At 70.4% G+C, this 21,360-nt stretch carries 16 protein-coding genes and 1 tRNA gene; 11 read left to right on the top strand and 6 right to left on the bottom strand.

Going from position 1 to position 21,360, the window contains the following annotated elements; all coding sequences use genetic code 11:
* Positions 1-9: 9 nt before the first annotated feature.
* Complete coding sequence (locus ACOKR1_RS14625; RefSeq protein ID WP_422933724.1) at positions 10-1,272, bottom strand: phosphotransferase; 1,263 nt, start codon at positions 1,270-1,272, stop codon at positions 10-12.
* A 125-nt stretch (positions 1,273-1,397) separates the two neighbouring features.
* On the opposite strand from ACOKR1_RS14625, the gene nudC reads away from it, so the two are divergent.
* The 4 genes from nudC (at position 1,398) to ACOKR1_RS14605 (ending at position 5,489) form a co-directional block, all read left to right on the top strand.
* Entirely contained in the window at positions 1,398-2,567 is a 1,170-nt protein-coding gene (gene nudC, locus ACOKR1_RS14620) for an NAD(+) diphosphatase (RefSeq protein WP_422933723.1), read from the top strand.
* A complete protein-coding gene (locus ACOKR1_RS14615) occupies positions 2,567-4,678 on the top strand; it encodes an ATP-dependent DNA helicase UvrD2 (protein WP_422933722.1) in 2,112 nt (703 codons plus the stop codon). Before nudC ends, ACOKR1_RS14615 begins: the two co-directional genes overlap by 1 nt.
* Before the next feature lie 61 nt (positions 4,679-4,739).
* Positions 4,740-5,282 (top strand): M48 family metallopeptidase, encoded by a 543-nt coding sequence (locus tag ACOKR1_RS14610; protein ID WP_422933721.1) that lies wholly within the window; start codon positions 4,740-4,742, stop codon positions 5,280-5,282.
* A gap of 9 nt (positions 5,283-5,291) precedes the next feature.
* Positions 5,292-5,489 carry a hypothetical protein gene (locus tag ACOKR1_RS14605; protein ID WP_415855866.1) on the top strand — a complete coding sequence of 66 codons (198 nt, stop codon included), beginning with the start codon at positions 5,292-5,294 and terminating at the stop codon, positions 5,487-5,489.
* Here ACOKR1_RS14605 and ACOKR1_RS14600 read toward each other — a convergent pair.
* Complete coding sequence (locus ACOKR1_RS14600; protein WP_422933720.1) at positions 5,486-6,925, bottom strand: zinc-dependent metalloprotease; 1,440 nt, start codon at positions 6,923-6,925, stop codon at positions 5,486-5,488. The two genes, ACOKR1_RS14605 and ACOKR1_RS14600, sit on opposite strands and share 4 nt — an antisense overlap.
* Positions 6,926-7,118: 193 nt before the next feature.
* On the opposite strand from ACOKR1_RS14600, the gene ACOKR1_RS14595 reads away from it, so the two are divergent.
* The 3 genes from ACOKR1_RS14595 (at position 7,119) to ACOKR1_RS14585 (ending at position 11,752) form a co-directional block, all read left to right on the top strand.
* Positions 7,119-8,285, top strand: coding sequence for a YlbL family protein (locus ACOKR1_RS14595; protein ID WP_422933719.1), 1,167 nt, complete (start codon positions 7,119-7,121; stop codon positions 8,283-8,285).
* A 146-nt stretch (positions 8,286-8,431) separates the two neighbouring features.
* Positions 8,432-11,431, top strand: coding sequence for a UPF0182 family protein (locus ACOKR1_RS14590; RefSeq protein WP_422933718.1), 3,000 nt, complete (start codon positions 8,432-8,434; stop codon positions 11,429-11,431).
* Between the two features lie 244 nt (positions 11,432-11,675).
* Positions 11,676-11,752 (top strand) — tRNA-Met (locus tag ACOKR1_RS14585).
* Between the two features lie 124 nt (positions 11,753-11,876).
* On the opposite strand, the gene ACOKR1_RS14580 is transcribed toward ACOKR1_RS14585, so the two are convergent.
* Positions 11,877-12,677 carry a PspA/IM30 family protein gene (locus ACOKR1_RS14580; protein ID WP_422933717.1) on the bottom strand — a complete coding sequence of 267 codons (801 nt, stop codon included), beginning with the start codon at positions 12,675-12,677 and terminating at the stop codon, positions 11,877-11,879.
* Positions 12,678-12,743: 66 nt separating this feature from the next.
* Positions 12,744-14,762 (bottom strand): TPM domain-containing protein, encoded by a 2,019-nt coding sequence (locus tag ACOKR1_RS14575; RefSeq protein ID WP_422933716.1) that lies wholly within the window; start codon positions 14,760-14,762, stop codon positions 12,744-12,746.
* 343 nt (positions 14,763-15,105) lie between these two features.
* Here ACOKR1_RS14575 and ACOKR1_RS14570 point away from each other — a divergent pair, with 343 nt between their 5' ends.
* The 4 genes from ACOKR1_RS14570 (at position 15,106) to ACOKR1_RS14555 (ending at position 19,617) form a co-directional block, all read left to right on the top strand.
* The gene (locus ACOKR1_RS14570; protein ID WP_422933715.1) at positions 15,106-16,791 is read left to right on the top strand and encodes a trypsin-like peptidase domain-containing protein; all 1,686 of its coding nucleotides are present in this window, start codon (positions 15,106-15,108) and stop codon (positions 16,789-16,791) included.
* A 268-nt stretch (positions 16,792-17,059) separates the two neighbouring features.
* Positions 17,060-17,860: an electron transfer flavoprotein subunit beta/FixA family protein gene (locus tag ACOKR1_RS14565; RefSeq protein ID WP_422933714.1), complete on the top strand. Its 801-nt coding sequence runs from the start codon at positions 17,060-17,062 to the stop codon at positions 17,858-17,860.
* 12 nt (positions 17,861-17,872) lie between these two features.
* Positions 17,873-18,835 carry an electron transfer flavoprotein subunit alpha/FixB family protein gene (locus ACOKR1_RS14560; RefSeq protein WP_422933713.1) on the top strand — a complete coding sequence of 321 codons (963 nt, stop codon included), beginning with the start codon at positions 17,873-17,875 and terminating at the stop codon, positions 18,833-18,835.
* 20 nt (positions 18,836-18,855) lie between these two features.
* Positions 18,856-19,617 carry a PIG-L deacetylase family protein gene (locus ACOKR1_RS14555; protein WP_422933712.1) on the top strand — a complete coding sequence of 254 codons (762 nt, stop codon included), beginning with the start codon at positions 18,856-18,858 and terminating at the stop codon, positions 19,615-19,617.
* Between the two features lie 31 nt (positions 19,618-19,648).
* Here the strand turns inward: ACOKR1_RS14555 and ACOKR1_RS14550 are convergent, their stop codons facing one another.
* Together ACOKR1_RS14550 and ACOKR1_RS14545 are read right to left on the bottom strand one after the other, a co-directional pair.
* Positions 19,649-20,116, bottom strand: a complete 468-nt coding sequence (locus tag ACOKR1_RS14550; protein WP_422933711.1) for a tRNA (cytidine(34)-2'-O)-methyltransferase — start codon at positions 20,114-20,116, stop codon at positions 19,649-19,651.
* Positions 20,117-20,196: 80 nt separating this feature from the next.
* Positions 20,197-21,282: a DnaJ domain-containing protein gene (locus ACOKR1_RS14545; protein WP_422933710.1), complete on the bottom strand. Its 1,086-nt coding sequence runs from the start codon at positions 21,280-21,282 to the stop codon at positions 20,197-20,199.
* Positions 21,283-21,360 lie beyond the last annotated feature (78 nt).

Raw genomic sequence — 21,360 nt, 5'->3', positions numbered from 1 at the left:
CCCGAGTGACTACCCCTGGTACGAGTCGCCGCGCAGCACTCCGATGACCGGGATGGCGTCGGTGGGCGGCTCGGCCTCGTGTGGCTGAACCGGCACGATGGGCCGCGGAGCGACGGGCCTGGAGGGCGCGAGTGGCTCGCTCGGCGCGGTGGGCTGCTCAGATTCTGTCGGCCGGGCTCGTGAGGGCGCCTGAGCCGGCGGCGCCGGCACCATGGGCTGGCCGGGCGCGCGCGCAGGCTGGGGCACGATCGGCGTCGCGGCGGTCGGGGTATCGAGTTGCTGTGCCGCCGCGCGGGCGGCCGCCTGCCGTGCCTCTGCCTCGCGGGCCGCCTCTTCGCGCTCGGCGGCATCGGCGGCGTCCTGCGCCTCGATGTCGGAGGCGAGCTGCGAGAGCATGTCTTCTCCGTCAGCCGCGGCGCCCCGATCGCCGAGGGCCAAGGCCTTGACGAGGTACTGGGCGAGCGCGAACTCCGCCGCGAGAGCGGCGCGGCGCAGGAGGTGGGGGTCCACCGGCTCCTCGCGCGCCTCGTGGTACGCGGCGACCACGGCGTCCACAAACTCGGGCTCGTTCGAGGCCACGAGCCACGCGATATCGTCGGCCGGGTCCCCGACCCGAAGATCGGTCCAACCTGTCACGGCCGTGATGCGCCCGTCGTCGACGAGGAGATTGTCCTCGTGCAGATCTCCGTGGACCACGGTCGGGTTGAACCGCCACATGCTCACGTCCTCGAGCGCGTTCTCCCACCGTCGCAGCAGCACGGGCGGGATCTTGCCTGTCGTGGCGGCCTGATCGAGCTCGTTGAGGCGGCGCTGGCGGAACTCGTTTGCGGAGTACGCGGGAAGGTCGGCCCCGTCGACGAGCGAGTGCGGGAGGGCGTGAACCGCGGCGAGCGCGCTGCCGATGTCGCGGACAAGCCTCGGGCCCCCGTGGGCCAGATCGCCGAGCTCACGAATCGAACCGGCAAGATGCGTGTAGACGCACGACGTGAGGCCGTCCATGCGCACGGTGCCTGCGACGGCGGGCAGCTGGAACGGCAACTCGGCGCGGACGGCCGGCCCGAACGCCCGCAGTACGAGCACCTCGGTCTCGAGGCGGGCGCTGGCCTCCGTGCCACGCGGGGAGCGTACGCGCCAGCTGCGTCCATCGGCACCCCGGATGAGGGCCGAATCGAAGTCCGTCGCGTCGTCGGGCGACGACCCGACCGCGACGGGCTCGAGCCCGGGCACCGCGGCGGTCGCCAGGGCGGCTAGCTCCATGGGGGTACGTCTCACCTTGCCCACGGTAGCCCGCATGGGCGGGCGGATCACGGCCCCGCGCGGCGTGTCCTCACACCCGAGCTGTCCACATCGGGAGGCCCGCGCATGCGACTGTCGGTGCGGCTCAGTACGGTAGGACTATGACCTCAGTCCCCGATCGCGACACCGCGCGCGACAACCCGCCCGCTCACGCCCCCCTCGAGCCCCACGGCGGGGGCCTGTCCGGGGGCGTTCGGGGCAACGGGACCGGCCCAGCTGCAGGCGTGCTCTCGCGGGATCTGCTGCCCGTCCAGCCGGCCGCCCTGGACCGGCGGAACGAGGAACGCGCCGACGCCTCGTTCCTTCCGGGCGTCCTCCGCAACCAGGGGACCCTTGCCGTCCTGCTCTCCCAGCGCCGGGCCGCGATGGCGGGGGAGGGGCTCGTCGTGCTGCCGGCGGCCGAGCTCCCGGCGGAGTGGCTCAGCGGGCTCGTCGTCTATCTTGGCCGCGTTCCCGAGGGTGCTGCGCGAATCGGCGGCGGGTCCGCCGGGGCAAGCTGGTCCACCGGGGCAAGCGGGGGGCTGGCGTACGCAGCAGGCTCCGACGTTGTCCTCGTCGTCCTCCCCGAGCCCGTCGAGCCGGTGGCCGGCGTCATGTCCGAGCCCGCGGGCCCCGGGGCGGGGCTCCTGCCCTCGGGCACCCACTGGTCGGGATTCCGCGAGGTGGGTCCGTCGATGGACCCGTTCGAGGCGGGCGTCGTGCTCGAGGCCAACGCGATCGCGAACTGGCATGAGACGCATCCCCGCTGCCCTCGTTGCGGCGCGGCGACCAACGTCGTCATGAGCGGCTGGGTGCGCGTGTGCCCCGTGGACGCCTCTGAGCACTTCCCACGCACCGACCCGGCGATCATCGTCACCGTGGTCGGGCCTGACGGACGCGTGCTGCTGGGCCGTGGCGCGCGCATGCGCCCTACGATGTTCTCCACCCTCGCGGGCTTCGTCGAGCCGGGCGAGTCGCTTGAGCAGGCGGTCGTGCGCGAGATCGCCGAGGAGGTAGGCGTGCGGGTCACGGAATGCCAGTATCTTGGCTCGCAGCCGTGGCCGTTCCCGGCGTCGCTCATGCTCGGCTTCACAGCGCGCACCGAGGACACGGTGGCGCGGCCGGACGGCCAGGAGGTGGTGCGGGCTCGCTGGTTCGACCGCGAGGAGCTCCAGTCGGCCGTCGCGTCCGGAGAGGTCACGCTTCCGAGCACGGCGTCGATCTCGCGCGCCCTCATCGAGCACTGGAACGGTGGGCCGATCGCCGAGCCTGCCGCGGCCGCGGTGCGTTGATGGCGGGCGAAGCGCCGTCCCTCGAGGAGCGGCTCCTCGGCGGTCTCGACGACGAACAACGCGCGGTCGCGACCACGCTTCAGGGCCCGCTGTGCGTGCTCGCGGGCGCCGGAACGGGCAAGACCCGCGCGATCACTCATCGCATCGCGTACGGCGTGCAGACGGGCGCCTTCCAGCCGCAACGACTGCTTGCCGTGACGTTCACCGCCAGGGCCGCCGCGGAGATGCGCAGCCGCCTCCGCGACCTCGGGGCCGGGGGAGTGCAGGCCCGGACGTTCCACGCCGCGGCCCTGCGCCAGCTCCAGTACTTCTGGCCCCAGGCCGTGGGCGGTCAGCTCCCGGGACTCCTCGAGCACAAGGCGCAGGCCATTGCGGAGTCGGCCCGGCGGCTGCGCCTCACGGTTGACCGCGCGGCGATCCGCGACCTCGCGTCCGAACTCGAGTGGGCCAAAGTCTCGATGCTCACGCCCTCGACATACCTCGAGGGCGCGGCGGGCCGCGGGGAGCCAGGCGGCCTTCAGCCGCCCACGGTCGCGAGGCTGTTCCAGGCGTACGAGGACGTCAAGGTGGACCGGAACCTCATCGATTTCGAGGACGTCCTGCTCATCACGGTCGGTATCCTCCAGGAGGATCAGAAGGTCGCCGCCCAGGTCCGCGAGCAGTACCGGCACTTCGTCGTCGACGAGTACCAGGACGTTTCGCCGCTCCAGCAGCGGCTGCTCGAGCTGTGGCTCGGCGGCCGCGACGAGCTCTGCGTTGTGGGCGACGCGAGCCAGACCATCTACTCGTTCACCGGCGCGACGTCGGCGCACCTCCTCGAGTTCGGGAAGCGCTACCCCGAGGCCACCCTCGTGAAGCTCGTGCGCGACTATCGTTCCACGCCCCAGGTGGTCCAGCTCGCCAACCGGCTCCTCGGCTCCCGGCGCAACGGCGGACCCGCGGCGGATCGACTATGGGCCGAGCCGCTTCAGCTCGTCGCCCAGCGGCCGCAGGGCCCTGAGCCGGAGTTCACGGAGTGCGCGGACGACGAGGCCGAGGCCGCCACCGTCGCCAAGCGCATCGGCGAGCTTGTCGCGGCCGGCACCGAGCCCAAGGACGTCGCCGTCCTGTTCCGCACGAACGGCCAGTCCGAGGCGTTCGAGCAGGCGCTGAGCGCTGCGGGCATCGGCTACCAGCTGCGAGGCGGGGAACGCTTCTTCAACCGGCGCGAAGTGCGGGACGCGATCCTCCAACTCCGCACCGCCGCGCGCGCCCAGCCCGACGGCGTGGCGCTCGGGCAGTCGGTCCGGGACGTCTTGTCCTCCCTTGGCTATGCCGACGTGGCCCCGGCCGGCAGCGGCGCCACACGCGAGCGGTGGGAGTCGCTATCGGCGCTCGTGGCGCTCGCCGACGAGTTGTCCGCGAGCCGAGGCGAGGACTTCGGAATGGCCGACTTCGTGCTCGAGCTCCAGGAACGGGCCACCTCCCAGCACGCCCCCGCTGTCCAGGGGGTCACGCTCGCGTCCCTCCACGCGGCCAAGGGCCTCGAGTGGGACGCCGTTTTTCTCGTGGGCCTGAGCGAGGGCCTCGTTCCGATCTCGTTCGCGGACACCCCCGTCACGGTCGACGAGGAGCGCCGCCTGCTCTACGTGGGCATCACGAGGGCTCGCCACTTCCTGCACCTCTCGTGGTCGCTGGCGCGCACTCCGGGAGGGCGGGCCCACCGCCGCCCGTCGCGCTTCCTCGACGGGCTGCGGCCGGGTTCATTGCGGACGACGGCGGGGCCAGCCGGCGGCGGCTCGTCCCGCCGCCGGCGCGAATACAAGGGCCCCGCGCTGTGCCGGGTGTGCGGCACCGTGCTCGAAACCGGGGCGGAGCGGAAGCTGGGCCGGTGCAACGATTGCCCGCCGACCTACGACGAGGCGACGTTCGAATCGCTTCGCGCGTGGCGCCTCGAGCAGGCGCGCGAGGCCGACGTCCCCGCGTTCGTCGTCTTCACTGACGCGACGCTCACGGCCATAGCGGAGGCGAAGCCGGCGAGCCTCGAGGATCTGTCGAAGGTCGCGGGGGTGGGCAAGGCCAAGCTCGAACGCTACGGCGGCGCGGTCCTGGAGCTGCTCCGTGGCGCCTGACGCGGTGGGTCGTGACGCGGGGAGAGAGCCCGTGGGGAGGGGCGCGGTGCGGAGTGAAAGCTTGAGCAACCCAGAGCGGCCTCCCATCGAGGTGCGCCGCTCGGCGAGGCGACGCAAGACTGTGAGCGCGTTCTGGGAGGGCGGCACCGCCGTCGTCGCTATCCCGTCCCGCTTCACGAAGGCCGAGGAGGAGCATTGGGTGGGGCGCATGGTTGAGCGCCTCGAGTCAAGCTCCGCGCGTCGGGCGGGGCGGCGCAGCGACGCGGAACTCATGGAGCGCGCGCTCGAGCTCTCGGCCCAATATCTCGGGGGTCGCGCCCGGCCGGGGTCCGTCCGCTGGGTCACGAACCAGAGTTCGCGCTGGGGCTCATGCACGCCGTCGGATCGCAGCATTCGGCTCTCGCATCAGCTTGAAGGGATGCCGTCGTGGGTCGTCGACTACGTGATCGTCCACGAACTCGCGCACCTGCTTGTCGCCGGCCATACGGCCGAGTTCTGGTCCCACGTGGCGGCCTACCCGCGAGTCGCCGAGGCGAAGGCGTTCCTCGAGGGCGTCTCGTTCGCTACGGCGCGGGGCCTTAACGACGGGACGGGCGCAGCCTAGAATCTGGCCATGGTCGAGCTTCCTGCAAGCTACAAGAAGTACCTCGAGGGCCGCGACGAGGAGTTCATCGAGACGGTGCGCCCTGTCCTGCTCCAGTCAGCCGCGGACGCCGAAATGGGCGTGCGCGTCGTGGTCGATCCCCACGTCCTTCAAGCCCATCTCGACGAAAAGGTGCCGTACGGCCAAGTCGTCGAGGACATCGACTAGGCCGATCCCAGCCCGCCGTCGTCCTTCGAGCCGTCCTCCGGGCCCTTCTTCGGCTCCCCGCCGCCTTCGCTCGGGGTTTCATCCGAGGGCGCGTCGAAGCCGCCCGCGAGCAGCTTCTCGAGCGCGGCGTCCACCTCGGTGTCCTGCGCCTCGGCCGCGGACCGGCGCGCGCTGAAGCCCGTCGGATCGTCGAGGTCCTCGGCCGCGGGCAGGAGGTCCGGGTGCCGCCAGATCGCGTCGCGACCGGCCACGCCGCGTTCCTCCGTGAGCGAGGCCCACAGCTTGGCCGCATCGCGCAGCCGGCGCGGACGCAGCTCAAGCCCCACGAGGGACGCGAACGCGTGCTCGGCCGGGCCGCCGGTCGCCCGCCGTCGCCGCACGGCCTCGCGCAGCGCGGGCGCGGACGGCAGGACGCCGTCGGTCGCTGCGGCGGTGAGCTCGTCGACCCAGCCCTCGACGAGGGCGAGCGCGGTCTCGAGCTTCGCGAGCGCCGCATCCTGCTGCGCGGTCCGCTCGGGCATGAAGACTCCGCCTTGGAGCGCCTCCTGGATCGATTCGGGGTTCCGCGGGTCCACCTCGCGCGCGAGCTCTTCGATGCGCGAGACGTCGATGTGGATGCCGCGCGCGTAGTCCTCGATGGTGCCGAGCAGGTGGCCGCGGAGCCACGGAACGTGCATGAAGAGCCGTGCATGCGCGGCCTCGCGCACCGCGAGGTACAGCCGCACGTCGTTCTCGGGAAGCCCGAGGCCCTCGCCGAACTTGGCGACGTTCGCGGGGAGCAGCGCCATCTCGAGGTCCACGAGCGGGACGCCGATGTCGGAGGCGCTCACGACCTCGCCGGACAGCGCGCCGATGGCCGCGCCGAGCTGCATGCCGAAGATCGCCCCGCCCATGTTCTGCAGCATCGACGTCGCGCCGCCGAGCATGCCCTTCATCTCCTCGGGCAGCTGCTCGCTGATCGCGGTCGAGAGGGCCGTCGCGACGCTGTTCGCAACCGGCTCGGTGAGCCTTCGCCACGTGCCCATCGTGGCCTCGATCCACTCGGCGCGCGACCAGCCGCGGCCGATGAGTCCCGTGGACGGGAACTCGGTCACGTTGTCGAGCCACAGCTCCGCGAGGCGCAGCGCCTCGTCGACGCTGCGGTTCTGGACCGCGGACACGGAGGGATCTGACGTCATGGCGGCCGAGCGGCGCGCGTGCTCGTGGGCGAGCTCCCAGTTGACGGGCCCGTCCCCGGCAGGCGAGGCCATCATCGACTGGACCTGCTCGAACATCTGCTGAAGGATCGCGGGATCGTTCGGAAGCCCTGCCGCCTTCGCGATCTCCGCCGGATCGACTCCGTCGAGGCCCTCGCCGCCCATGAGCTTGGCGAAGAGCTCGGCGAGGGGATCCTGAGGGTCCTCGCCGTTGCCGTGAGGCTTGTCCGGGGTGGTCATGATGCCGCCGATCACTGGTGGGAACAGTCAACCTCACGGTACCGCGCGGGAGCGCGGCTGTCTTCGAGCCGTCGGAGGCTTTCGCTGTGGGCACAGCAAGGCGCGGCGGGGGCGCACGGGGGCTGTGCGAATACTACGCTGGAGAGCACAGATACCCGAGCACAGCGGCTTTCGCGCCGCGGAAAGGCGCCGCGTGAGCAGCAGCGTCACCCCGACGGACGGCGACTCCGCGAGCGAGGGCACGCCGGCGTCGGCGGGCGGCACGCCAACGGACGACGGCGGGCTGCCGCAGCGCGCGCGGCCGGCGCCTTCTGCCGGACGGGGGATCGTGGGCGTCGTGGCGGGCGCCGCGGCGCTCGCGCTTGGCGCGGTCGTGTGGGCCGTCCCGGTCCCGTACCTCGTCGAGCTGCCCGGCCCCGTCTACAACACGCTCGGGTCGGAGAACGGCAAGGAGCTCATCTCGATCCAGGGGCACGAGACGTATCCCACGCATGGGGACCTCGACCTCACCACGGTCTACGTCGAGGGCGGGCCGAACTCGGACGTGAGCCTGCTTGGCCTGGTCCGCGCGTCGCTCGACCCGTCGGAGACGATCACCCCGGTCGACGCCGTGTACCCCAAGGGCACCACGAAGCAGCAGGTGAGCCAGGAAAACGCGACGGAGATGCAGAACTCGCAGGACAACGCCACAGCGGCCGCGCTCAAGAACCTCTCGATTCCGTTCACGCAACAGATCAAGGTCGCGACGCTCGTGGACAACTCAGCCTCGTCGGGCAAGCTCGAGTCCCAGGACGCGATCGTCAGCGTCGCCGGGCAGCACGTCGACTCGCTCGCGTCGATCCAGAAGCTCGTCGCCGCATCGCAGGGCAAGCCGATCGACGTCGGCTTCGAGCGGGCCGGCGTGGCCCACACCGTGTCGATCACGCCGCGCGACGCGGGGCAGGGACATTACCTGCTCGGCTTCACAGTGACGTATGCCTTCTCCTTCCCGTTCAAGGTCGACTTCGGGCTCAGCCAGGTGGGCGGCCCGAGCGCCGGGATGATGTTCGCGCTGGGAATCATCGACAAGCTCACGCCCGGCGATCTCACGAACGGCAAGCAGGTCGCGGGGACGGGCACCATCTCCCCGGACGGCACGGTGGGGGAGATCGGCGGCATCGTCCAGAAGCTCAAGGGTGCCCGCTCGCACGGCGTGACCCTCTTCCTCGCCCCGGCCGGGAACTGCAACGAGGTCGTGGGGCACATCCCGGATGGGCTCGCCGTCGTCCGCGTCGACACGCTCGACGCAGCGCGGAAGGCCGTCGAAACTTACGCACAGGGGGGCAATCCCGCGTCGCTGCCCCAATGCACCAAGAGCTGACCCGCTCGGAAGGGACCACCGACGCCGAATCGTTACCGCTCCGCGCGAAACCGGGGGAACTCCGTACCCGGTCGGTCCGTGCTTGACTTAGGCGGGGTGCTCTGCGTGCCCCCGCTGCATCGCGCCCACCTAGTGAAGAGGTCACCGTGACAGCCCGTCCAGAAGGCAGCAGCCCGCGTCCCCTGAGGAAGCGGCGCGGGCCCCTCATCCCGACGATCATCATCGCCGTCGTTCTCGTGGTCGGCTTCGTGTTCTTCGCGCAGGTCTGGTCGGACGTCCTGTGGTACCAGCAGCTCGGCTTCGTCCAGGTCTTCATCACGCAGAACCTCGCGCGAGGCCTCGTCTTCATCGCGGGCGGGCTCGGGATGGGCGTCTCGGTGTACGCGGCGATCAAGCTCGCCTACCGCGCGCGGCCGGTCTACGCGCCCGACGGCGGCCCCCAGGACGCGCTGAGCCGGTACCAAGCGCAGCTCGAGCCCGTGCGACGCGTCGTGATGGCGGGCGTGCCCATTGTCTTCGGGCTGTTCGCGGGGGCGGCGGCCGCGAGCCAGTGGCAGAAGGTCGTGCTCTTCTTCAACCAGGTCCCGTTCGGCCAGAACGATCCACAGTTCGGCCTCGACATGGGCTTCTACATGTTCACGCTCCCGTTCCTTGGGACGGTCGTGGGCTACCTCCTCGGCGTCGTCGTGATCGCGGGTATCGCGGGCCTCCTGACCCACTACCTCTACGGCTCGATCCGGATCAGCGAGCGGGGCATCTACACGGCCCGCGCCGCGCATCTGCATCTCGCGATCAGCGGTGCGGTCCTCCTGTTCCTGATCGCCGTGAACTTCTGGCTCGACCGGTACTCGACGCTGCAGAACTCGGGCCCGCGCTGGTCCGGCGCGATGTACACGGACGTCAACGCCGTCATTCCGACCAAGGCGATCCTCGCGATTGCGGCGACGATCGTTGCGATCCTGTTCCTCATCGCCGCGGCGATCGGGCGCTGGCGCCTGCCGCTCATCGGCACGGCGATGCTCGTCATCACGGGGATCTTCGCGGGCGGCATCTACCCGTGGGTCATCCAGCAGTTCCAGGTCACGCCCTCCGAGAAGACGCTCGAGGGTCCCTATATCGATCGCAACATCTCCCACACACGCGAGGCATATGGCCTCGACAAGGTCGAGGTGAGTCCATACAACGCGACGACCTCGGCGAGCCAGTCGGCCCTCGCCCAGGACGCCCAGACCACCGCGAGCGTGCGGCTTTTCGACCCGACTCTGGTCTCCTCGACGTTCCAGCAGCTCGAGCAGTACCGGCCGTACTACCAGTTCTCGTCCGCGCTCAACGTGGACCGCTACGCGGTGGACAGCAAGGTCCAGGACACCGTGATCGCCGTGCGCGAGCTCAACCTCGGCGGCCTGAGCCAGAACCAGCAGTCCTGGTACAACACGCACATCGTGTACACGCACGGCTATGGCGTGGTTGCGGCGTACGGCAACCAGGCGACCACGGACGGCAAGCCCGTGTTCATGCAGTCCGGCATCCCGTCGACCGGTGTGCTCGGCACCGAGGAGACGTACCAGCCGCGCATCTACTTCGGCCAGTACTCGCCCGACTACTCGGTCGTGGGCGGCCCCACCGGCGCCCAGCCGCGCGAGCAGGACAAGCCCCAGGGCACTCAGTCCGACACGCTCTACACGTACACCGGAAACGGCGGTCCGAACGTCGGCAACCTCTTCAACCGGCTCGTCTACGCGGTCAAGTTCCAGAGCACGGACCTTCTCTTCTCGGACGGCGTCAACGACAAGTCGCAGATCCTGTACGACCGCGACCCGCGCACCCGCGTGGCGAAGGTCGCGCCGTACCTCACGCTCGACGGCACGGCGTATCCGGCGATCGTGGACGGCCGGGTGAAGTGGATCGTCGAAGGCTACACGACGAGCCAGTACTTCCCGTACTCGCAGCAGCAGCAGCTCCAGCAGGTGACGACTGACTCTCAGACCGGGACGGGACGCAACGCCGCGCTGCCGGCCTCGAGCATCAACTACATCCGGAACTCGGTCAAGGCCACGGTCGACGCGTTCGACGGTTCCGTGAGCCTCTATGCGTGGGACGATCAGGACCCCGTGCTCCGCACGTGGGAGAAGGTCTTTCCCGCTACCGTCAAGCCACTCTCCGAGATGTCCGGCCAGCTCATGAGCCACGTGCGCTACCCCGAGGACCTCTTCAAGGCACAGCGCGAGCTCCTGACCCGGTACCACGTGACGGATCCCGCGAGCTTCTATGACAACAACGACGTGTGGAGCGTCCCAGCCGACCCGACGCAGGGGAGCGGGGCGAAGCAGCCGCCGTACTACATGTCGCTCCAGATGCCAGACCAGAAGACCCCGGCATTCCAGCTCACGTCAAGCTTCATCCCGCAGACCGTCGAGGCCGGCAAGTCGCGTGACGTCATGTACGGCTTCCTCGCGGCCGACTCGGACGCCGGAAACAAGGCCGGCGTCAAAGGCACCGAATACGGCAAGCTCCGGCTCTTGAGGCTTCCGACGGACACGACCGTGCCCGGTCCCGGCCAGGTCCAGTCGAAATTCGACTCCGATCCAAGCGTGTCCACGTCGCTCAACCTCCTGAGACAGGGCGCGTCAAAGGTCCAAAGCGGCAATCTCCTGACGCTGCCCGTGGGCGGCGGCCTCCTCTACGTGCAGCCCGTATACGTGCAGTCGACCGGCGCGACGTCGTACCCGACGCTTCAACGTGTACTCGTGGCGTTCGGCGACAAGGTCGGCTTCGCGCCCAACCTCCCCGCGGCCCTCAATGCCCTGTTCGGCGGCGACACGGGCTCCTCGCCGGGCAGCACGGCGGGCGGAGGCACCCCACCCCCGTCCACCGGAACGCAACCGCCGAGCGACGCCACGGCACAGCTCAATCAGGCGCTGAGCGACGCGAAACAGGCCCTCCAAGACAGCCAATCCGCGCTCTCCAAGGGCGACTTCGCGGCCTACGGCGACGCCCAGAAGCGCCTCTCGGACGCCGTGCAGCGCGCCATCACCGCCGAATCGAAGATCCCGGGGGCGCAGAACCAGGGCACGTCCGTGACGACGCCCAGCCCCACGGGTTCCGCGTCGTCGGGTGCGACCCCGTCGGCGAGCCCGAGCAAGTAGTCCCGAGCCGATAGGCACGCGAGGGCCCGCGGCCGGCCGATCCTCCGGCTGGCCGCGGGCCCGTTGGCTTGGCAGACCCTCTCTGTGTCTGTGTCTGTGTCTGTGTCTGGGTCGGTGTCTGTGTCTGGGTCCCGGCGCCCGGTTCCTCGGGCCCGGTCCCTTGGCCGGGTCCCTTGGCCGGGTCCCTTGGCCGGGTCCCTCGATTTGGCTGGATGTTCACTGGTTGGTAACGTAGTCAGTGCGCCGCGGGGTGGAGCAGTTCGGTAGCTCGCTGGGCTCATAACCCAGAGGTCGCAGGTTCAAATCCTGTCCCCGCAACCAAAGATTCATGCAGGCCTGTTCAAGGAATTGGTCTGCGGAACACGCAGCGGAGACCCAGACCGACGAGAGTCGGTCTGGGTCTTCGGCGTTCCTGGCGCGGGAGCTTCTCAGCCCCGGTGATTCCTCAGAGCTTGTCGAAGTCGGCTTCGTCGACCACGGGCAGCTCTCCGGCCGCGGGAGCCGCACTCTTGCCCGCCGCGAGGGCCGCGGGGGCCGAGCCCTGCTTGAGGGCGGCGAGCCGCGCCTCGACCTCGGTCTGCTCCCCGAGGTCCTCGAGCTGGTTGAACTGAGCGTCGAGGCTGCTCGCCGCGAGCTCCTGCTGGCCGCGGACGCGCGCCTCTTCGCGGCGGATCTTCTCCTCGAAGCGGCCCACCTCGCTCGTCGGGTCCATGATGTCGATGCTCTTGAGCGCGTCGTTGACCTGGGTCTGCGCGGCTGCGGTGCGGCTGCGGGCTATGAGCTCGTTGCGCTTCGAGGTGAGCTCATTGAGCTTGCCCTTCATCTGGTCGAGGCCGGTCTTGAGCCGGTCGACGACCTCGCTCTGCGCCGCGATGGTCGGCTCGGCGGCCTTCGCCTCGTTCTCCGAAGACATCTGGCGCTGGATCGCGACCTTGGCGAGGTTGTCGAACTTCTGAGCATCGGCGGCGCTGCCGGCGGACCGGAACTCGTCCGCCTTGCGCGATGCGGCGAGGGCCTTGTTGCCCCAGTCCTGCGCCGCCTTGACGTCCTCAGCGTGGTCGTCCTGGAGCATCCGGAGGTTGCCGATGGTCTGCGCGATCGCGGACTCGGCCTCCGAGATGTTGTTGCTGTAGTCGCGGACCATCTGGTCCAGCATCTTCTGGGGGTCCTCCGCCTGGTCGAGCACCGCGTTGATGTTGGCCTTCGCCAACTGCGTGATGCGCCCGAAGATCGACTGCTTTGCCATGGTGTGGTGCTCCCTTTCTATGCCTCGGCCGGGTGCCGCGGCGCTGCTTGATTCGATGTTGATGGATCAGAAGCTTCCGCCGTCGCCGCCAAACCCGCCGCCGTCGCCGCCGCCGAACCCGCCGCCGTCACCACCCCAACCGCCGAAGCCGCCGCCATCTCCGCCGCCGCCCCAGCCGCCACCGCCGCCCCACGAGTCGCCGTCGTGGTGGCGGCCGCCGTTGAGGATGTTGTCGATGAGGATGCCGCCCAGGATCGCGCCGCCGATGCCACCGCCAAAGTTGCCGCCCCCGCCCCAGCGGCCGCCGAAGCCTGCGAATTGGTCGACATCCTGCTGCGCGATCTGGGCCGCCTGCTGCGCGAGCGAGTTGGCTTGCTCCGCGTATGCGAGGGCCGAGGTCGGATCGCTCTGCGCAATCGAGAGCGCGTAGTCGAGGTTCCGCTGGGCCTCAGCGAGGCGCGTGCGGGCCTCCGTGCCAACGCCGCCGCGGCGGGCCGCGATGTAGTCGCTCGTCGCGCCGATAGCGTCCTGGGCGGACCGGATGGCCTGCTGGAGCGACGCCGCGGCGCGCTGAGCCTGCTGCTCCTTGTCCCGGACGCCCGTGAGCACCGCGTCGAGCTGCTGATGGGCCTTCTCGACGCGTGCGAGCACGGCCACCGGATCGATCTTCGCGGCCGAGAGCTCCTGGCGAGCCTGGGCGAGCGCGGCCTCGACTCCCGCGATCGGCCCGGCAAGCTCGCCGTTCTGGCCGCCCTGGGCCATGGCCTTGGCCTGGGCCAGGTCGTTCTCGGTCTCGGCGAGTGCCGAGCCGAGGTTCTCCTTCGCGGAGCTCAGCGCCGCGGACGTCTTGTCGATCGCGTCGAGCAGGACCCCGCTCTGGTGCAGCGCTTCCTCCGCCGCCCGCACGGAGACCGCCGCGGGTCCGGTCTGGTTCTGGGCGAGCGCCTGCCGGGCCTGTCCGGACGCGGACTCGACGAAGGCGAGCCGGTCTTTTGCCTGCGCGATGTTGTCCGAGACCTGCTTGACCGCCGATTCCGCGTACTCGTCCCGCAGCGCGGCGAGCGCCTGCTCGGCTCCGGTGAGCCGCGCCGTCGCCCGTTGCACGCCGCCGGCGACGTTGTCGAGGGCGGACGGCGCGTTGCGTTCGAGTTCCCGCAGCGAGTCGAAGTCAGCCTTCTGGTCCGCGAGGGAGTGGATGGCGGCCTCGGTGCGCTGGATGATTTCGCCGAGCCACACGCGCTGCTGCTGCGGGGTGTCCGGGATGTGGTCGTCGAGCTGCTGCTGGAGCTTGAACGATTCGCTCAGCTGCGACTTCGCCCCGCCGAGGGCCTTGGAGAAGTTGCCCACGGCGTCGGCACCGTACGAGGCCTCCGCGAAGCCGAGCTCCTGCTCGCCGGACTTGATGGCGTCGTCGGCCTGCACGAGCAGCCCGCTCGCACGCTTGCGCAGCTCCTCGAGGCTCAGGCCCGCGAGCGAATCCGAGGCGGAGCCGTCGGCCGGGACCGCCTGGGTGATGGCCCGACGACGTCGGCGCGAGAGCGCGTAGGCACCCGCCGCCCCTGCGGCGACGACGACGCCGCCCACGATCCACGGGGTCGCGTCGCCCGAGGACACATTGCCGCTCCCGCCGCCGGCGGCGTCGCCCACGGCCCTCGCCGTGTCGATCGAAGCCTGGGCGTAGTCCTTCTTGCCGTTCGCGAGGTTGGGCACCACGGCGTTCTGCTTGATGTTGGCGATCTTGGGGTAGACCTTGGTATTCGCGGAGCTTGCGGCGACCTCGTAGACGCCAGACGTCGCGATCGCGAGGAGGACGTCCGAGGACCCCATCTGCTTGTTCTTGGCCACGGCCTGGGCCCACGCCGTGCGGTCGGACGGGTTCGTGAACGAGTCGACGATGACGACGTACAGATTGACCTTGCGCTGGGAGACCAGGTCGGTGATCGCCTTCTCGACGTCGCCCTTCTTGCTCCCGAGGGCATTGGTCGGGTCGACGATGTTAGTGCCGGATGGGATGCTCACGGGGTCCGTGGCCCACGCCGGGGAGGCGGCCGGCAGCAGCACGAGCGCCAAGGCACCGACAGCCATCAAGAGAGTCTTCAGCGTGGATCGCACTTTAAAGCCCTTCGCTCGGCTCCGGGGACAACCCCCGGAACGCCTGTGCCCCCATTTGAGCGTCCCAGCCAACGCCAGCCACCGCCGCGGGACGCTGTGGCATGTCGCTTTCGATTCTAGGGGGCCGTTTTGACACGGGTCCACCGCGCCCTGTGCGCCCCCAGCGAACAGGGCGAACGGCCGACGGCGCCCGAACGTTGGGCGTTTTGGCGGCGGTTGAGGCATTCGGCTGACTTCCAGAAATCTTTCAGACAACAGATGCGTGACGCACAGCATCGCGGTCCATAGTTGTGATCGACACGAAAGGATGAGCAGCATGAGCGAAACCCCAGAGAGCCCTGCCGAGGACCGCGGACAGGCGCCCCAGGGAGGCGCGACGCCGGAGCGGCCTACCGTTGCTCCCCAGAGTGCGCCTCAGGGGCCCGCGCACGGCGCGGACGCCTCGCCGACCGAGCAGCTCCACGGATCCGGAGCGCACGCCGCATCGCAGGGCCAGCAGTCCACGCAGAATTACCAGTCTCAGCCCACTCAGCAGCAGCCCACGCAGTCTCAGCCGACCCAGCAGCAGCCCACGCAGGAGCAGCCGCGCTACGGGCAGTACGCTGCCCAGCCCGCGCAGCCGTCACGCCCCCCGCAGTACGGGCCGCATGGGCCGGCCGCGGCCTACGGCCAGCCGGGCTCGCCGTCGCCCTACGGCCAGGCACCCCAGGGATACGGCGCCCAGCACGGCCCGAGCCCGTACGGCCAACCCGGCCAGGGCGGCAGCTCGTTCGCCCCGCCGACCTCGGTGCGCCGCGGCGAGCCGAAGCGCTGGGGCACCGGTGTGCTCATCGGCGGCATGCTCATCGCGGGCCTCATCGGCGGCGGGGTCGCGGCTGGCGGCTACTCGCTGCTCGCCCCGCGCTCCGCGAGTGTCAGCCAGTCGCAGAACAGCCCCGTGATCGTCAACAACCAGGACAGCGTCAACGCGGTGACGGCCGCGGCCGCGAAGGCCTCGCCAAGCGTCGTGACGATCGGGGTCACGTCCGGCAGCAACTCGGGCACGGGCTCGGGCGTGGTCCTCGACAACCAGGGCCACATTCTCACGAACACGCACGTCGTGACGCTCGACGGCTCCGTGGCCAACCCGACCATCCAGGTGCGCGCGAACGATGGCAGCGTCTACTCGGCCACCGTCGTTGGGACGGATCCGCTTTCGGACCTCGCGGTCGTGCAGGTCAAGGGTGCCAATCTGACGCCCATCACGGTCGGTGACTCGAGCAAGCTCAACGTCGGCGACAACGTCATCGCGATCGGCGCCCCGCTCGGCCTGGACAGCACGGTGACGGACGGCATCGTCTCGACCCTCAACCGGACCATCTCGGTGGCCTCCTCGGCGGCTCCGCAGGGCGGCGGCTCCGATTCTCAGCAGGGCGGCGGCAGCGGCGGCTTCCAGTTCGCACCGCCGAACGGCGGCCAGTCGCAGCGCGGCCAGACCCAGAGCACCATCAGCATCAACGTGATCCAGACGGACGCCGCGATCAACCCGGGCAACTCGGGCGGCGCACTCGTCAACAGCAAGGGCGAGCTCGTGGGCGTCAACGTCGCGATCGCGTCGACCGGGAGCAGCTCGAACAGCACGAGCCAGAGCGGCAACATCGGCGTCGGCTTCAGCATCCCGGCGAACTACGCGGTGCGGATCGGCCAGGAGATCATCTCGAGCGGCAAGGCCCAGCACGCCCAGCTTGGCGTGTCTGTCCAGCCTGCGGCCCCGAACGGAGACACGAACTCCTCGTTCTCGGTCGGCGCCCAGATCGCCCAGGTGACGAGCGGCTCGCCCGCGGACAAGGCCGGGCTCAAGACCGGCGATGTCATCACGCACTTCGGCGACTTCGCGATTGGCGATGCGAGCGAACTCACGGCCGCCGTTCGCCAGCAGGCTCCGGGTTCGACCGTCAAGGTCACGTACACCCGGAACGGTCAGAGCGCGAGCACCGATGTGACGCTCGGCGCGGCCTCCTAACCCAAACCGAGTCCGGATTCCGCCCGTGGACCTTCCCGAAGGGTCCGCGGGCGGAGCCGTGTGAGGGCCCGCGGGCGGCCCGGTCTCCGGGGAAGCCCCCTCGTCACATGACGAATCGTGGCCTTGCATGACGAGGCACGACCGTTCCGAGCCGCGGGGTGGGCGGCGCGCCCGGGGCGCTCGTCATATGGTTAGCTAGGATTCCCGGCGCCGGGCGTGGCCGCTCTGGCGCCGTCAGGCGACGCAAGACTACGGAAGGTCCTCAACCGTGGGAGATACCCTCAAGATCGTCGTGCTCGTCAAGCACGTGCCCGACGCTCAATTCGACCGTCACATTGGTCCCGGTAAGACGCTCGAGCGCTCCGAGAGCATCCTCTCCGAGCTCGACGAGTACGCCCTCGAGGCCGCCCTCCAGCTCAGCGAGGAGCGCGGCGGCGAGAAGGCCGGCAATCAGGTGATCGCGCTCACGATGGGCTCGCCCGATGCCTCGAACGCCCTCAAGAAGGCCCTCCAGATCGGCGCGTCCTCTGGCGTCCACGTGACCGACGACGCGCTCGCGGGCTCGGATGCGTGGGCAACGTCGCTCGCGCTCGCCGCGGCGATCCGCGCGATCGGCGACGTGGACCTCGTGCTCACAGGCATGGCCTCGACCGACGGCGAGACCTCGCTCGTCCCCGCCCAGCTCGCGGAGCGGCTCGCCCTCCCGCAGCTCACGTTCGCGTCAAGCCTCGAGGTCAACGGCCGCACCGCCGTCATTCGTCGCGATGGCGACGCGACCTCGGACACTGTCGAGGCCGAGCTGCCCGCGCTCGTCTCGGTCACCGACCAGGTCAACGAGCCCCGCTACCCGAACTTCAAGGGCATCCTCGCCGCGAAGAAGAAGAAGATCGCGACGTTCGGCGTCGCGGACCTTGGGCTCGAGCCGGGCCAGGTTGGCGCGGCGGGCTCGCTCACGACCGTCGAGCAGGCCGATCCCCGCCCGCCGCGCACCGCGGGCACCATCATCACGGACGAGGGTGACGCGGGCGTTCGGCTCGTAGACTTCCTGGCCGCCCAGAAGCTCATCTAGCGAAGGAAGACCATGACTGCATCCACCGTCCTCGTCTACCTCGACGTCGTCCCTGCAGAGGGCCTGCGCAAGTCCCAGCTCGAGCTGCTCTCAGCTGGTCGCATCCTCGGTCCGGTCGCCGCGGCCGTCGCGAACGCGCCGAGCGAGGCCGCGATCGCCCAGCTCGCGGAGCACGGTGCCGAGGCCGTCTACACGCCGGGCGCGACCGACCTCTCGGGCTACCTTGTGGCGCCGAAGGCCGCGTGGCTCGCCGCCGTCGCGGGGGCCGCCCAGCCGGCCGCAGTCGTCGTCGACAACTCGTTCGAGGGCAAGGAGATCGCCGCGCGCCTCGGCGTGCGCCTCTCGGCGGGCGTCGTGACGGACGTTGTGGCGCTCGAGCCCGACGGCACCGCGCACAAGTCCGTGCTCGCCGGTTCGTACGAGGTGCGTGCACGGGCCACGAGCCAGATCGCGGTGCTCGCGGTCAAGTCCAACGCCGCCGAGGCCACGCCGGCCGCGACTCCCGCGGCCGCGAGCGTCCAGGCGGTCGAGGTCCCTGGGGACGCGTTTGCGAACGCCGCCCGGATCACGGCCCGCGCCGAGCGCCCGAAGACGGGCCGCCCGGAGCTGACCGAGGCGAGCATCGTCGTCGCCGGAGGGCGCGGGACGGACGGCGACTTCACACCCATCGAGGAGCTCGCCGACGCGCTTGGCGCGGCCGTGGGCGCCTCGCGCGCGGCGACGGACGCGGGCTGGATCAGCCACGACTTCCAGGTGGGCCAGACCGGCAAGCGCGTGTCGCCGCTCCTGTACATCTCGGCGGGCATCTCGGGCGCGATCCAGCAGAAGGCCGGTATGCAGACCTCGAAGGTCATCGTGGCCGTGAACTCCGACCCCGAGTCGCCGGTGTTCGAGATCGCGGACTTCGGCGTCGTGGGCGACCTGTTCAAGGTCCTGCCCCAGGCCACCGAAGAGATCAAGAGGCGCCGAGGCTAGTGGCCGAGAGCCTTCGGGGGGTGCCAGATCCCGCACGCATCGCCGCGCGGGACGAGGCCTTGACCGTCCTCGCCTTCGGCGCGCACCCAGACGATCTGGACTTCGGCGCGGCCGGCACGATCGCCGCGTGGGTCGCGGCCGGCGCCGACGTCCACTACGCGATCATGACCGACGGCGATGCGGGCGGCTTCGACCCGTCGCACCGCGGTGAGATCGTCGCGATGCGGCGGGACGAGCAGCGCGCCGCAGCGGCGCGCGTCGGCGTCCGCGAGGTGCACTTCCTGGGGTACCGTGACGGGTATCTCGAGCCCTCGCACGAGGTGCGGCGCGAGGTGGTGCGCCTCATCCGCAGGGTCCGGCCCGGCGTCGTCCTCGCGATGCACCCCGAGCGCAACTGGACGAGCCTCCAGATGTCGCACCCGGACCACCTCGCGTGCGGCGAGGCCGTGACGCGTGCGGTGTATCCCGCAGCGGAAAACCCGTACGCGTACCCCGAGCTCGAGGACTCCGGACTCGAGGCGTACCGGGTCCCCTGGCTGTGGCTGTACGGGGCCCCGGAGGAGCGGATCAACCACGCCGTCGACGTGACGTCTCACGTCGAGGCCAAGCTCGAGGCGATTCGCGTGCACCTGAGCCAGCACCCGGACATCGCGGCGACCGAGCGCTACGTGCGGACGCGGCTCGAGACGACGGCGGCCGCTGCGGGCCTCGCGGCGGGGACCTCGGCCGAGGCGTTCCACGTCGTGGCCGTCAACGCACGGGAGACGATCGCGGGGTTCTGAGCCCAGCGCCCCCGGAGAGCTGCTGCGCTGGCTAGACCGTCGCGCCCGCGTAGCCGTTCTGCCGCCAGGCCTCGTAGACGGCGATCGAGGCCGAGTTCGCGAGGTTGAGGGAGCGGCGCGCGGGGACCATGGGCAGCCGGACGCGTGCCGTGACGCGGGGGTCCGCGAGCACCTCAGCGGGGAGGCCCACCGATTCGGGGCCGAAGAACAGGACGTCGCCTGGCCCGTAGGCGATCTCGGCGTACGGCGTGTCCCCGTGCGACGTGAACGCGAAGACGCGCGCGGGCAGGAGGGCCGCGAAGGCGTCGTCGAGCGTCTTGTGCACGGTCACGACGGCGAGGTCGTGGTAGTCGAGGCCAGCCCGGCGGAGCTTGGCGTCCTCGAAATCGAAGCCGAGTGGTTCGACGAGGTGGAGCTCGGAGCCCGTCACCGCAGCGAGGCGGATGGCGTTGCCCGTGTTGCCCGGGATTTCGGGGGCGTAGAAGAGGATGCGAAACACGCAGTCCATCCTAGTGACAGGCCGCCTAGTGACAGGCCGCGCTGGCAAGGATCTCTCGTCGCAGGCCGTGCCAGCCCCGCTCAGTGCAGCCCTGTGAGCAGCCGGGCGAGCGCCGGGATGTAGACAACGTTGGGCTGCGGCCCGGACGCGAGAAAGAACTTGAGCTCCCGGACAAACTTCGAGCCGTTGAGGGGCTCGATCCCCGAGGAGACGCTGCGGTGCACGTCGATGACCGGCTGGTGGAGGCTCGAATCCGGCGTCTGCGCGAGGAGGAAGCCCTGAACGTTGAGCTCGGGGAACACTTCCTGGAACAGGCGGACCTGCCCGCCCACCAGCGGCGGGACAGCGCCGCGACCTCCCTGCAGGAGCTGGGCGCCGTCCCAGGCGTAGTTCCCCACCGGCACGAGCATCGAGTCGATGATGGCGAGCCGATACCCCGCGAGCACCGCGTGCGCGATGTAGGTCCCCCCGCCCGCGCCGGCGGGGGAGTGGAGTCCGTTGAGGAGGCGTGCCGAGGGGATCTCGGTGAGGATGTGGCGCTGGATGAGGGCGGCCGTGCGCTGCTCGCGCTGGATGCGGGCGGCCGCGCCGAAGACCCCGCGGCGGCGCGGCTCGCCGTGTTCGCGCCGCGCGGCGGTTTGTGCCGGGATGAGCGGCACGACGCCGTCCCTGAAGGGCGGCTCGTAGACCGCGGGCTCGGCGGCGAGGTTGCGCTGTGGTCTTCCTGCGCCGGGCCTCCCTGCGCCGGGCCTCCCTGCGCCGGGCCTTCCCGCGCTGGGCCTCTCCGCGTTGGGACCACCGGCTGCCGGTCCGCGGTGCGCAGAGAATCCAAAGGCGTCGAACCCTGGTGCCCCCTCGCCGGGGCGCGCGGACGACGGCGGGTGCGCCCCGCCGTCGTCCGTCCCACCGGCTCCCGGGCTCCAGGGGCTTCCGGCGGGCTCCCGCTGTGGGGAGGAGGAAAAGTAGCTGCGGTCGTAGGCCTCGCGCCGCTTGGGGTCGGAGAGGACCTCGTAGGCGAGGGTCACGCGGTGGAACTCCGCGGGATCCCCGCCGTGGTCAGGGTGATGGGTTCGGGCGGCCCGGCGGTACGCGGCCTTGATCTCCTGGGCGGTCGCGGTGACGGAGACGCCGAGCACCTCGTAGTGAGAGGGGATGGGCGGCGTCATGGATCAATCCTAAGAGGCGCCGGCTGCCTCCTCCGCGGGCCTTCAGGTGCCGCTGACCTCCTCCGCGGCCCTCAGGCG

Origin of the sequence: Sinomonas sp. P47F7, assembly GCF_049332655.1 — a bacterium.
Taxonomy (GTDB): Bacteria; Actinomycetota; Actinomycetes; order Actinomycetales; family Micrococcaceae; genus Sinomonas.
This window is presented reverse-complemented; position numbering and strand designations above follow the sequence as displayed.